Genomic DNA, 12,236 nt, shown 5'->3' with positions numbered 1-12,236 from the left:
GCAGTTCCGACCACCGGCACGCGACGCTGGTGCCGGGAGGGACCGTCCGGTGAGGCTCCCGGCATGGCCAACCCCCTCCTCGCCCCCGAGGCGCAGCTCGACGCCGCCGCTGACCGGCTGCTCGACGCGGCGCGCACCGGCGTGCCCTGCGCACCGGTCCGCGACCTGATCGGACCCGACGACGTCCACGCGGCGTACGCCGTGCAGCAGCGCCTCGTCGCAGCCCGCGTCGCCTCCGGGGCCCGAGTCGTCGGCCGCAAGATCGGCCTCACCTCGGCCGCCGTGCAGGTGCAGCTCGGCGTGGACCAGCCCGACTTCGGTGTGCTCCTCCACGACATGGAGCACCACGGTGGTGACGTCGTCCCTGCCGGCTCGGTGCTCCAGCCCCGCGCCGAGGCCGAGATCGCCTTCGTGCTGGGCGAGGACCTCGAGGTCGGCGCGCTCGACCTCCCCCAGGTACGCCGCGCGGTCGACCACGCCGTCGCTGCGATCGAGATCTGCGGCAGCCGCGTCGCGGGGTGGGACATCAGCTTCGCCGACACCGTCGCAGACAACGCCTCGTCGGGCGCCTACGTCCTCGGCCCCGAGCGGGTGCGCCTCGACGCGTTCGAGCCGCGTGAGGTGGTCATGTCGATGACCATCGACGGCGAGCTCGTCTCCGAGGGCTCGGGTGCCGCCTGCCTCGGCGACCCGCTCGCGGCACTGGGCTGGCTCGCGCGGCAGGCCCGGGAGCTCGGCGACCCGCTGCGGGCCGGCCAGGTCGTCCTGTCCGGGGCGCTCGGCCCGATGCGTCCGATCGAGCCGGGCCACCGCGTCCGCGCCACCGTGACCGGCCTCGGGTCGGTCTCCTTCACCTACGGGGAGCAGTGATGACCCAGCACGAGCCGCGCACCAAGGTCGCGATCATCGGGTCCGGCAACATCGGCACCGACCTGATGATCAAGGTGATGCGCACCAGCAAGCACCTCGAGATGGGCGCGATGGTCGGGATCGACCCGGCCTCCGACGGGCTGGCCCGGGCCGAGCGGTTCGGCGTCCCGACCACCCACGAGGGCGTGCAGGGGCTGATCAACCTGCCGGGGTTCGCGGACATCGAGATCGTCTTCGACGCCACCTCGGCCAAGGCCCACCAGCACAACGCGGCTCTCCTCGAGCCGTTGGGCAAGCGGATGGTCGACCTGACCCCCGCCGCCATCGGGCCCTACGTCGTGCCGGCGGTCAACCTCGACGACCACCTCGACGCGCCGAACGTCAACATGGTGACCTGCGGCGGCCAGGCCACGATCCCGATCGTCGCCGCCGTCGCCCGCGTGGTGCCGGTGGCGTACGCCGAGATCGTGGCGTCCATCGCGTCACGGTCGGCCGGGCCCGGGACGCGCGCGAACATCGACGAGTTCACCGAGACCACCTCCGCGGCGATCGTCGAGGTCGGCGGCGCCGCGGCCGGCAAGGCGATCATCATCCTCAACCCGGCCGAGCCGCCCCTGATCATGCGCGACACGGTCCTCGCCCTCGTCGAGGCGCCCGACCCCGCGACCCACGAGGAGATCCGCGGCTCGGTGGAGAAGATGGTCGCCGACGTGGCGGCGTACGTGCCCGGCTACCGGCTCAAGCAGCAGGTGCAGATCACCGCCGTCCCCGCCGACCAGCCCTTGACGACGCTCGTCGGCGGGGCGGACGGGGGAGCGGCCCGCCCCACGCACCAGGTGTCGGTGTTCCTCGAGGTCGAGGGCGCTGCGCACTACCTCCCGGCGTACGCCGGGAACCTCGACATCATGACCTCCGCCGCCCTCCAGGTCGCCGAGCGGATCGCAGCCTCCACCACCGTCGCGAAGGCAGGCCTCTGACCATGAGCACCCCGATCTTCGTCCAGGACGTCACGCTGCGCGACGGCATGCACGCCGTGCGGCACCGCATCACCCCCGACGACGTCCAGCGCATCGTCCGCGCCCTCGACGCCGCCGGTGTCGACGCCATCGAGGTCGCCCACGGCGACGGTCTCGCCGGCTCCTCGCTCAACTACGGCCCCGGCTCCCACACCGACTGGGCATGGATCGAGGCGGCCGCCTCGGTGCTGGAGCGGGCCCGGCTGACCACGCTGCTGCTGCCCGGCGTCGGCACCATCCACGAGCTGCGGCGCGCCTACGACCTCGGTGTGCGCTCGGTGCGGGTCGCCACCCACTGCACCGAGGCGGACGTGTCGGCCCAGCACATCGCCGCCGCCCGCGAGCTCGGCATGGACGTCTCGGGGTTCCTGATGCTCTCCCACATGTCGGGCCCCGAGGAGCTCGCGCAGCAGGCGCGGCTGATGGAGTCCTACGGCGCGCAGTGCGTCTACGTGACCGACTCCGGCGGTCGGCTGACGATGAACGACGTCGCCGCGCGTGTCCGCGCCTACCGCGACGTCCTCGACGCCGACACCGAGATCGGCATCCACGCCCACGAGAACCTCTCGCTCTCGGTCGCCAACTCCGTCGTCGCGGTCGAGCACGGCGTGCGCCGCGTGGACGCCTCGCTCGCCGGCCACGGCGCCGGCGCGGGCAACTGCCCGCTCGAGGCGTTCATCGCCGTCGCCGACCTGTCCGGCTTCGAGCACGGCTGCGACCTCTTCGCGCTCCAGGACGCCGCCGACGACCTCGTCCGTCCGCTCCAGGACCGGCCGGTCCGCGTGGACCGGGAGACCCTCACGCTGGGGTACGCCGGGGTCTACTCCAGCTTCCTGCGCCACGCCGAGGCCGCCGCCGAGCGCTACGGGGTCGACGTGCGGCAGATCCTGATGGAGTGCGGTCGTCGCCGGCTCGTCGGTGGCCAGGAGGACATGATCGTCGACATCGCCCTCGGGCTGCAGGCCGCCTGACGGCCGGTCGTCGCGGCCCGCGGGCTCCGGGCACGGACCTCTCCACGTTCGTCGCCGCGGACGTGTCGGCGGCGTACAGTCGGCGGTGCCGTCCACGAGCGACGCGCGCTGCTCGGGGCGGCGCGCGTGTACCGCGCGGACGGTGCTCACCAAGGCGGCCCCGGACCCTGCCGGTTCCGTTCGACGGACACCGGGGGTGCCGTGCGTCGAGACCGTGCGCAGAGCCTGTCGTCCACCGTGGGTCAGTCCCTGGTGGCCTCGGCGACCGTGGCGCTGCCGTTCGCCCTCCTGTGGTGGCTGGCCCCGCGGGTCCGGGACCTGCAGCGGCTCGTGCTGGTCCACGAGCTCTTCCTCCACCCGTTCGTGCTGGCGGCCGGCGCCCTCATCTACGTCTGCTGGCGGATCACCGGCCGGCCGACGACCGCCTGGCTCGCGGCAGGCGTCGTCGTGGTGGGCCTCCAGGGCTTCGCGACGGCCGCGGTGCGCGTCGGGCGACCGTCGGCCCTCACCCAGCACGCGGGGTGGCTCGTCGGGGTCGACCTGCTGCTGGCCGCCGTCCTGGTCGGCATCGCCGCGCTCGCGGCGCACCGGGTGCTCCTCGTGGACCCCTTCGTGGCGGGTGCCGGCGTGGGCGCGGTGCTCGTCATGGCGCGGGTCTGGGTGCTCGAGCTGCCGACGCTCCCGATCGGCAGCTCCCTTGCCGACGGTGCCGCGGTGCTCGTCCTGGCTGCCCACGTCCTCACCGTGGGACTGGTCGCCCGCCTGCCGCGGGCGGAGGTCGCCCTGCGGGCGCGGATCGGCGCAGCCATCGTGCTCCTCGCGGTGGGCCGGTTCCTGACCCCGTCGGGCGGTGCGAACGATGCCGCCGGCGTCGCGGCGCTGCTGTTCGACGTGCTGGGGACCGGCGTGCTGCTCGCCGCGGCCGTCGCCCTGATCCGGGTGGTGGGCGGGGAGGTCCTTGGCCTCAACGTCCGCCTCGAGCGCCTCGAGGCGGAGCTGCGCGAGGGACGCGCCCGCCAGCACGAGGTCGGGGCGACCATCGCCGGGATCGCCAGCGCCTCGCACCTCCTGCAGACCCAGCGGACGATGCCGGCGGGGAGCCGGCAGACGCTCGAGCGGATGATCGACTCCGAGGCGGCCCGGCTCCAACGGCTGATGGACGACCGGCCGGTGGGCGCCGTGGTCGCGACCGACCTGGACGCCGTGCTGGAGCCGCTCCTCGTCGCCCACCGCTCCCGTGGCCGGGTGGTCCGCTGGCGGCCCGGCGGTGTCGTGGCGACCTGCCGGCCCGACGACGTCGCCGAGGTCGTCAACATCCTCCTCGAGAACGCCGCCCAGCACGGAGGCCCGGGTGTCACCGTCGCCACCCTGGTCGGTGACGGGTCCGTGGAGATCCGGGTCTCCGACGAGGGTCCCGGCGTCCCGGCTGCGATCGCGCGCCGGATCTTCGAGTGGGGCGAGCGCCGGGCCGGGTCGACCGGGCAGGGGATCGGGCTGCACGTCGCGCGGCGCCTGATGGTCGAGCAGGGAGGCGACCTCCACCTCGCGCCGGGGGATCCGGGTGCGGTGTTCGTCGCGACGTTGCCGGCGGTCGCGCCGTCGCCGCCACCCGTCGGGTCCGGCGCCGGCCGGCCCTAGCATCCGGTCCATGGCACGCACGAAGAAGAAGTGGTCCGACCTGAGCCCCACCCAGCAGCGCCTCGTCGTCGCGGCGGCCGTCGCGGAGGGCATCGCGACCGTCTCGGTCTGGCGCGACCTGCGCAAGCGGCCGGCCTCGGCCGTCCGCGGGCCCAAGCCGGTGTGGGCGGTGCTCGCGCTGGTGCAGCCGGTCGGCCCGGTCGCCTACCGCCGGCTCGGCCGGCGCTGAGGGCGGGCCGCCACGCGGCGTACCCCACGGCGTCGCGACGATCATGGTGACCCACGGCCACGACGTGCTGCACCACTGCGACCGGGTGCACGAGATGATCGACGGCAGGCTCGGGACCCCCGAGCGCCGCTGACCCCAGGAGAGGAGGGCCCGTGCCCCACGTCAGCGCACCGACCGTGGCCGAGCACCGCGAGAGCAGCTGCGCGCCGTGCTGGACAGCGCGCGGGCCATCCTCGCCGAGACCCGGACCGCGCCGACCCTCGCCGCGACCGCCCAGCGGGCGGGCCTGGCCCGCTCGAGCATCTACCGCTACTTCTCATCCTCCGAGGAGCTGCTCGCCGCGGTGGTCGGGGACGTGTTCCCCGAGCGGGCGCGCCGGGTGCGCGACCGCGTGCTCGCGGCGGAGGCGCCGGGGGAGCAGGTCTGGGCCCACATCTGCGCCAACGTCGAGCTCTTCGCCTCCGCCGAGCAGGACGTCGCGGTCGCCCTCGCCGAGGTGGCCGACCCGCACCTGCTCCGCGAGCCGATGACCGCGTTCCACGCCGAGCTGCAGGCCCCCTGGTGGCCGCCCTCAACCGAGCTCGGCGAGCCGCACCCCACGCTGATGGCCGAGACCATCGACTCTGCCGTGCTCCACGTCGCTCGCGGGCTCGGTCGCCCGTCCGAGTCGCCGCTCGACGTCGTCCAGGCGCTCTGCGTCCTGCGTCGGCTCGTCGACGGCTACCTCGGCCTCGACCCCGCGCCCTGAGCCGCCCCCCTGAGCCGACCCCCTGGGCCGGCCTACTCGGGGATGGGCGGACCGAGCAGCTCCAGCCCGTACCGGGGGCCGATCTCCATCCACCGGGCGATCTCGTCCTCGACGCTGAGACCGTCGTCGCCGGGGAGGCGACGCTCGGTCGCCGGCATCCCCACCTCGTCGTACAGGTGCAGCAGCCCGGACGGAGCGGTGATCACCAGCAGCCGGGCAGGCCGGTCGCCCCGGATCCGGAAGGCGTGCGGGACGTCTCGGGGCAGGTGGATGAAGCAGCCGCCGTGCAGCTCGAAGACCTCGTCGCCTGCCTGGTAGGACACCGCCCCATCGAGCACGTAGCAGGCCTCCGCCTCCCGGGTGTGCCGGTGCAGCGGCGTGGCCACGCCCGGCGGCTGGGTCACCAGGGCCACGCCCAGGAGCGAGCTCTGCCCCGGCTCGAGGAGGTGCTCGAACAGCGACTGCATCGCCCAGGTCGACCGACCGGAGCCCGGCTCGTGCACCACGACCTCGTCGCCCATGATCCCTAGCCTCGTTCCCGGCCGCGGCCCGCGACCACGTACTCGCGAGCCCGACGCTAGGCCTGCGGTGCCGCCGACGCGTCGCCCAGACTGGGGAGTCCTCCGGCCGCTACCGAAACTCGGGTAAGCGACGCCGTCCCCGCCGGCCTCTCCGGCGACGTCGTGCGACGGTCTGCGAGGCGGTGCTCGCACCGGGGCGCCGCGGTCGGAAGGACGGGGTGGTCGTGGTCGCCAGGAACGCCGAGCTCTCCAGGCTCGCCGACGACGTGGCCGCATCGCTCGGGCCGCACGAGGCCGCCGCCCGCGTCGTCGCCTTCGTGCTCGCGCAGCTCAGCCTCACCCGCGCCGGCCCCGGTCACGCCGGCATCAGCATGCACCGACCGGGGCTCGTCCCCCGGCGCCTGGCCGCGTCGAGCCGCGACGTCCTGGTCCTCGACGAGGTCGCCCACCGGCAGGGGAGCGGCTTCGCCCTGGGGCCGCTGCCGGACGGCATCAGTGCCGTCATCCCCGACACCCGCCTCGACCAGCAGCACCCGGCTTGGAGCCGGGTCGCCGCACGGCGCGGGATCCGCTCCGCCTGGGCGGTCGGCCTGCCACCGCTCGACCACGCGACGCTGACGCTGACGCTGTTCTCGGGGGAGCCCGACGCCCTCACGGCGATCGAGTCCGCCCTGCTCACCGGTGCTCGGGCCGCCGGGCACCTGCTCGCCGCGCACCAGCACAGGCTCTTCGCCCGGGCGCAGGTGTGATCCGGGCAGGTCAGGGCGTGTGCAGGCGGCCGGACGGGTACTAGCCATCCATGGCGATCATCGGATTCCTTGTCTTCGGCCTCGTCGTCGGGGCGCTCGCGCGACTCATCAAGCCCGGACGGCAGAGCCTCGGCCTGCTCGGCACCCTCGTGCTCGGTGTCATCGGCTCGCTCATCGGCGGCATCGTCGCCTCAGCCATCGGCACGGGCGACATCTGGGAGCTCAACATCATCGGCGCGGTGGTCGCGATCATCGCCGCCGTCCTGCTCATCGGCGTCGTCGAGGGCTTCATGGGCAAGAAGAAGCCCGTCCACCGCTGACCGATCCCGGGGCGACACCTCGGCGCAACCACGAACACCACGCACACCCACGAACACCCCCGGACGTCCACGGACGCCCGGGGGTGTCCTGCCTCCGGGGGCCGCTCCGGTTGTCGTCCTCGGGTCGGATGGGTACTCCGAGTCGCATGGACGCCTTCAGCGTGGCCCTGACGGTCGTGGCGATGCTCGCCGTCGCGGCGGCGATCCTGCTCTTCGAGCGCAAGCGGGCGCGGGGCATCGAGCACGACCTGCGCGAGCAGGCCACCCTGCACGCCCACGACCGCCCCGACGGCCATCACGACCGCCATCCCGAAGACCGTTCCGAAGACCGCTGAGCCGGCACACCACCGAGGAGAGGACGACATGCCAGCGAACAAGAAGCCCGGACCGAGCGTCAAGGACGACGAGCTCTACGAGAAGCTCCGCGACGAGGGGAACAGCAAGGAGAAGTCCGCCCGGATCGCGAACGCCGCGGACAACTCGTCGCGCTCGAAGGTGGGCAGCAAGGGCGGGAAGTCCGGCTCGTACGACGACTGGTCGGTCGACGACCTGCGCAAGCGTGCGGCCGAGCTCGACATCGAGGGCCGCTCGAAGATGAACAAGTCGGACCTCGTCGACGCACTCCGCAACCACTGACCACGTCCGTCGGCGCCTCGCACGCCCGACGCAGGTGCAACGAGGGCCCCGGCGATGCCGGGGCCCTCGTGCTCGTGCGCTGGGCTCGAGCCCTACGCGCTCCTGTGGATCAGATGTCGTAGTACAGCTCGAACTCGTGCGGGTGAGGACGGGCCTGGACCGGCGCGATCTCCTGCGTCCGCTTGAAGTCGATCCAGGTCTCGATCAGGTCCGGCGTGAAGACGTTGCCGGCGGTGAGGAACTCGTGGTCGGCCTCGAGGGAGTCGAGGACCGTGTCCAGGCGCGTGGGCACCTGGGCGATGTCGGCCATCTCGTCCGGCGGGAGCTCGTAGATGTCCTTGTCGATCGGGGCCGCGGGCTCGATCTTGTTCTTGATGCCGTCGAGGCCGGCGAGCAGCAGCGCCGAGAAGGCGAGGTACGGGTTCGCCGACGGGTCGGGGCAGCGGAACTCGATGCGCTTGGCCTTCGGGTTCGAGCCGGTGATCGGGATGCGCACGCAGGCCGACCGGTTGCGCTGGGAGTAGACCAGCGAGATCGGGGCCTCGAAGCCCGGGACCAGGCGGTGGTAGGAGTTCACCGTCGGGTTCGTGAACGCGAGCAGCGACGGCGCGTGCTTGAGGATGCCGCCGATGTAGTAGCGCGCCATGTCCGAGAGGCCGGCGTACCCGGTCTCGTCGTAGAAGAGCGGCTCGCCGTTGTTCCAGATCGACTGGTGGCAGTGCATGCCCGAGCCGTTGTCACCGAAGATCGGCTTCGGCATGAAGGTCGCGGACTTGCCGTTGCGCCAGGCGACGTTCTTGACGATGTACTTGAACTTCATGACGTCGTCGGCGGCCTGGAGCAGCTCGCTGAAGCGGTAGTTGATCTCCGCCTGGCCGGCGGTGCCGACCTCGTGGTGGGCGCGCTCGACCTGCAGGCCGGCCCGCTCCATCTCGATGACCATCTCGTCGCGCAGCTCGCCGAAGTGGTCGGTCGGGGCGACCGGGAAGTAGCCGCCCTTGTACTTGACCTTGTAGCCACGGTTGTCGTTCTCGAACGCGTCACCGGTGTTCCAGGCGCCGGCCGAGGAGTTGATCTCGTAGTAGCCGGCATTGGCCTTGGTCTCGAAGCGCACGTTGTCGAAGACGTAGAACTCCGCCTCGGGAGCGAAGTACGCCGTGTCGCCGATGCCCGTGGTCGCGAGGTAGGCCATCGCCTTGCGCGCGATGTTGCGCGGGTCGCGGGAGTAGGCCTCACCGGTGAGCGGGTCGTGGATGAAGAAGTTCACGACCAGCGTCTTCGCGGTGCGGAACGGGTCGAGGTAGGCGGTGGTCGGGTCCGGGAACAGCGACATGTCGGACTCGTGGATGGCCTGGAAGCCGCGGATCGAGGAGCCGTCGAAGCTGAGGCCGTCCTCGAAGACGCTCTGGTCGAAGGCCCCGGCCGGCACGGTGAAGTGCTGCATGATGCCGGGCAGGTCGCAGAAGCGGACGTCGATCATCTCGACGCCCTCGTCCTTGATGTACGCGAGCAGCTCGTCGCTGTTCTGGAACATTCGTCCTCCTGTGGCTGCGACGTGGGCCGCCAGCCGGCGAAATCTCTCGGGTCGTGACGGCCGGGGCGGCACTGCACCGGACGACTGCCGCCACCCTCGTCGGGGGCGGTTTCTCGACCATATCCAGATTGTTTCAGCCGTGTAACAGGTGTCCCGCGGTCCAGCCCACCGCCGTCGCCACCTAGGCTCGCACCGTGACGAGCGCACCCGCGGGCATCCCGTTCGAGACCGCGTCGTGGGCGCGCCGCATCGCCGCGCTGCTGGTCGACTGGCTCGCCTCGACGCTCGTCGTCATCGCCTTCATCGGCCTCGACGACTACGCCGCCACGGGCAGCCCCGCGCCGGCGTACGTCCTGGGCGTGTACGTCGTGGAGTCGGCGCTGCTGACCTGGGCGGCGGGCGGCAGCTTCGGCAAGCTCGCGACCCGGCTGCGCGTGGTGCGTGCCGACCTGCGCACGACGCCGCTGAACCCGCTCGTGCTGCTGGCCCGCCAGGTCGGCATCGCCCTGGTGATCCCGCCGCTGGTCTACCGCGCCGACGGCCGCGGCCTGCACGACGTCCTCGCCGGCACCGCCACCGTCACGCTGCAGACCTACCGCTCGCTGGGCCGCTGACCCGGACCCGGACCCGCGATCCGCGGGCGTGACCGGGTCGTGACCCACGGGCAGGTTTGCGGGCCCGGTGCCGGGGGTCATCCTGGGAGGGACAGCTTCCCACCCGAAAGGCACCTCGTGACCCGTCGTCCCCGCACCCGCCGCCTGCTCGCCGCCGTCGCGGTGGCCCCGCTCCTCTCCGCCGCCCTCGTCGCCTGCGGCGGTGACGGCGACAGCGGCGAGGCCAGCGACCCGGCCGTCGAGAGCAGCGCCACCACCGACGCCGACGAGGCCGCCGAGACCGAGGGCGACGCCGACGCCGGCGACCTCGAGGAGGGCCAGGAGGTCACCGCCGAGGAGTTCGTCGCCATCGTCACCGCCGGCGTGGAGGAGTCCACGACCGCCACGGTGACGACGAGCACGACGTTCGGCGGCACCGAGCTCTCCGGCACCGGCGTCATCGACTACACCCAGACCCCGGTCGCCATCGAGATGGACCAGGACCTCGGCGGCAGCAGCACCAAGGTGATCTCCGTCGACGGCATTGCCTACATCAACCTCGGCGAGCTCAGCCAGGGCAAGTTCTGGAAGGTCGACCCCTCCGACCCCGACGGCCCGTTCGCGGCCCTCGGCATGGGCGAGGTGCTCCAGCAGAGCGACCCGGTCGCCTCGCTCCAGGCGATGGAGGACGGCATCGAGAAGGTCACCTACGTCGGCGAGGAGGACGTCGACGGCCGCGACCTCGACCACTTCGAGATGACCGTCGACCTCGCCTCGGCCATGAAGAACCTCGGCAGCGACATCCCGAAGTCCGCGACGAAGGGCATGCCCGAGGCCCTGACGTACGACGTGTGGCTCGACGAGGAGGGCCGCTTCGGTCGCATGGTGATGGACATGCCCGTCATGGGGCAGTCCTCGCGCACCGAGATGACCATCGACGACTGGGGCAGCGACGTCAGCATCGAGGCCCCGCCGGCCAGCGAGGTCACCGACATGCCCGACCCGAGCCAGATGATGGGCCAGATGGCGCCGTCGCCGACCGCCTGACGGCTGCGCGACGAAGGCCCTCCCGCTGGTGCGCCTGTTCGGCTTTTAGTGTGGGTTCACGGCGCGCCTGTGGCGCATCGAAGCGCCCCCCGGTCCGATCGGACCGGGGGGCGCTTTCGCGTCTGCGCCTCCGAGCCGATGGCTCCAGCCTGCACGCGATGGGCGGAGCTCGGGGGCAGGTAGCGGTCGGGCGGCGTGTCGGCGAGCGCTACTCGAGCGTGACCGGCGCGCGGAGGAGCGTTCTCCTGTCGAGGGTGACGGCGACTAGGCCCGCGCTACCTGCACGTGCTCGACCGCTGGCCAGGCGAAGCATCAGAGCCCGAAGGCTCCGCCGCTGTAGAGGATGACCAGGCCCAGGCCGATGAGGACGACCGGGAACAGGATGTGCTCCCAGCGTTCGAGGACTTCGTCGATTCCTGGTCGGGTGGCGACGAACCTGGCTGCGACCACCAAGGCGGCGACGAGGACGAGGAAGACGACGCAGTAGGCGGCTGTCGCGGCGGGGCCCACGTTCAAGAAGACGGGGACGTAGACGCCGATGTTGTCGCCGCCGTTGGCGAAGGTGACGGCGGCGACGGTCCACACTGCGACGGCCTTGCCGGCGACTTTGGCGTCGTCGTCATCATCATCATCGCGCCATGCCTGCCATGCAGCCCAGAGGCCGAGGACGAGCGGGATGAGGCCGAAGTAGGGGATCGCGGCCTCGGGCAGGAAGGCTCCGGCGCCGAGCGACACGAGCACTGCCGCGGCGAGGATGCCGGCGAACCCCAGGTACTGCCCAGCCAGGATGCGCGACGTGGTTCCGGGCCGTCCAGCTCCTCGGGCGAAGAACAGCGACAGCACGATGATGTCGTCGATGTTGGTGGCGATGAACAGGCCGATGGCCTGCGCTGCGGAGGTCAGCATCAGGCGCCGGCCCCTTGGGTGCCACACCCGGGCAGGACACATTGCTGGTCGATGCAGGGTGCGCTCTCGTCGACGGCGAGGGTGACGTCGATGAGCGCAGTGAGAGCCCGGGTGAGGTGCGGGTCAGCGACGGCGTAGCGCGTGTGTCGGCCTTCGGGTTCGGCTACGACGATGCCGCAGTCGCGCAGGCACGCGAGGTGGTTCGACACGTTGGACCGGGTCAGGTCTAGGTCGCGGGCGAGGTCGCCGGGGTAGGCGGGGCCCTCCAGAAGGGCCATGAGTAGGCGGGAGCGCGTGGGGTCGGCCATCGCCCGACCCAACCTGTTCATCACGTCAAGACGGCTAGCAGTGGTCAGCATGTGCTGAATAGTACAGCGTGCGCTGAACATTTCTTTCATCGCGGTGGGAGAACGGGGGCGCGCGCTTCAACGCCGGCTGGGATGTCCGACTGGTTCGTC

General features: G+C 72.1%; 16 protein-coding genes. 12 read left to right on the top strand and 4 right to left on the bottom strand.

All coding sequences use genetic code 11. From position 1 onward, the window contains the following. Positions 1 to 63: 63 nt before the first annotated feature. The 6 genes from QWY29_RS10365 (at position 64) to QWY29_RS10340 (ending at position 5,472) form a co-directional block, all read left to right on the top strand. Positions 64 to 870 (top strand): 2-keto-4-pentenoate hydratase, encoded by an 807-nt coding sequence (locus QWY29_RS10365; protein ID WP_300960662.1) that lies wholly within the window; start codon positions 64 to 66, stop codon positions 868 to 870. Beyond that, positions 870 to 1,847, top strand: coding sequence for an acetaldehyde dehydrogenase (acetylating) (locus QWY29_RS10360; RefSeq protein WP_300960661.1), 978 nt, complete (start codon positions 870 to 872; stop codon positions 1,845 to 1,847). Before QWY29_RS10365 ends, QWY29_RS10360 begins: the two co-directional genes overlap by 1 nt. Before the next feature lie 2 nt (positions 1,848 to 1,849). Further along, entirely contained in the window at positions 1,850 to 2,857 is a 1,008-nt protein-coding gene (gene dmpG, locus QWY29_RS10355) for a 4-hydroxy-2-oxovalerate aldolase (protein ID WP_300960659.1), read from the top strand. Positions 2,858 to 3,094: 237 nt separating this feature from the next. Further along, the gene (locus QWY29_RS10350) at positions 3,095 to 4,495 is read left to right on the top strand and encodes a sensor histidine kinase (RefSeq protein ID WP_300960658.1); all 1,401 of its coding nucleotides are present in this window, start codon (positions 3,095 to 3,097) and stop codon (positions 4,493 to 4,495) included. 10 nt (positions 4,496 to 4,505) lie between these two features. Continuing rightward, entirely contained in the window at positions 4,506 to 4,724 is a 219-nt protein-coding gene (locus QWY29_RS10345) for a hypothetical protein (RefSeq protein WP_300960657.1), read from the top strand. A gap of 208 nt (positions 4,725 to 4,932) precedes the next feature. Then, positions 4,933 to 5,472, top strand: coding sequence for a TetR/AcrR family transcriptional regulator (locus QWY29_RS10340; protein ID WP_300960656.1), 540 nt, complete (start codon positions 4,933 to 4,935; stop codon positions 5,470 to 5,472). Between the two features lie 32 nt (positions 5,473 to 5,504). On the opposite strand, the gene QWY29_RS10335 is transcribed toward QWY29_RS10340, so the two are convergent. Next, positions 5,505 to 5,993 (bottom strand): cupin domain-containing protein, encoded by a 489-nt coding sequence (locus QWY29_RS10335; protein WP_300960655.1) that lies wholly within the window; start codon positions 5,991 to 5,993, stop codon positions 5,505 to 5,507. A 224-nt stretch (positions 5,994 to 6,217) separates the two neighbouring features. On the opposite strand from QWY29_RS10335, the gene QWY29_RS10330 reads away from it, so the two are divergent. The 4 genes from QWY29_RS10330 to QWY29_RS10315 all read left to right on the top strand — a co-directional run bounded on the left by QWY29_RS10330 (position 6,218) and on the right by QWY29_RS10315 (position 7,698). After that, positions 6,218 to 6,742, top strand: coding sequence for a hypothetical protein (locus QWY29_RS10330; protein WP_300960654.1), 525 nt, complete (start codon positions 6,218 to 6,220; stop codon positions 6,740 to 6,742). A gap of 50 nt (positions 6,743 to 6,792) precedes the next feature. Continuing rightward, the gene (locus QWY29_RS10325; RefSeq protein WP_300960653.1) at positions 6,793 to 7,062 is read left to right on the top strand and encodes a GlsB/YeaQ/YmgE family stress response membrane protein; all 270 of its coding nucleotides are present in this window, start codon (positions 6,793 to 6,795) and stop codon (positions 7,060 to 7,062) included. 146 nt (positions 7,063 to 7,208) lie between these two features. Further along, positions 7,209 to 7,397: a hypothetical protein gene (locus QWY29_RS10320; RefSeq protein WP_300960652.1), complete on the top strand. Its 189-nt coding sequence runs from the start codon at positions 7,209 to 7,211 to the stop codon at positions 7,395 to 7,397. A gap of 28 nt (positions 7,398 to 7,425) precedes the next feature. Then, positions 7,426 to 7,698, top strand: a complete 273-nt coding sequence (locus tag QWY29_RS10315; protein WP_300960651.1) for a DUF7218 family protein — start codon at positions 7,426 to 7,428, stop codon at positions 7,696 to 7,698. A 109-nt stretch (positions 7,699 to 7,807) separates the two neighbouring features. On the opposite strand, the gene glnA is transcribed toward QWY29_RS10315, so the two are convergent. Then, positions 7,808 to 9,232: a type I glutamate--ammonia ligase gene (glnA, locus tag QWY29_RS10310; protein WP_300960649.1), complete on the bottom strand. Its 1,425-nt coding sequence runs from the start codon at positions 9,230 to 9,232 to the stop codon at positions 7,808 to 7,810. Between the two features lie 194 nt (positions 9,233 to 9,426). Between glnA and QWY29_RS10305 the strand changes: the two genes are divergently transcribed. Both QWY29_RS10305 and QWY29_RS10300 read left to right on the top strand, forming a co-directional pair. Next, on the top strand, positions 9,427 to 9,846 hold the full coding sequence (locus QWY29_RS10305; RefSeq protein WP_300960648.1) for an RDD family protein: 420 nt from the start codon (positions 9,427 to 9,429) through the stop codon (positions 9,844 to 9,846). Between the two features lie 117 nt (positions 9,847 to 9,963). Beyond that, positions 9,964 to 10,872, top strand: coding sequence for an SCO4651 family lipoprotein (locus QWY29_RS10300; RefSeq protein ID WP_300960646.1), 909 nt, complete (start codon positions 9,964 to 9,966; stop codon positions 10,870 to 10,872). 312 nt (positions 10,873 to 11,184) lie between these two features. Here the strand turns inward: QWY29_RS10300 and QWY29_RS10295 are convergent, their stop codons facing one another. Both QWY29_RS10295 and cmtR read right to left on the bottom strand, forming a co-directional pair. Next, a complete protein-coding gene (locus QWY29_RS10295) occupies positions 11,185 to 11,781 on the bottom strand; it encodes a cadmium resistance transporter (protein ID WP_300960784.1) in 597 nt (198 codons plus the stop codon). Then, the gene (gene cmtR, locus QWY29_RS10290) at positions 11,778 to 12,137 is read right to left on the bottom strand and encodes a Cd(II)/Pb(II)-sensing metalloregulatory transcriptional regulator CmtR (protein ID WP_068123217.1); all 360 of its coding nucleotides are present in this window, start codon (positions 12,135 to 12,137) and stop codon (positions 11,778 to 11,780) included. Before cmtR ends, QWY29_RS10295 begins: the two co-directional genes overlap by 4 nt. Between the last annotated feature and the right edge of the window lie 99 nt (positions 12,138 to 12,236).

Source organism: Nocardioides abyssi (assembly GCF_030412915.1).
In the GTDB taxonomy this organism is placed as follows: domain Bacteria; phylum Actinomycetota; class Actinomycetes; order Propionibacteriales; family Nocardioidaceae; genus Nocardioides; species Nocardioides abyssi.
This window is presented reverse-complemented; position numbering and strand designations above follow the sequence as displayed.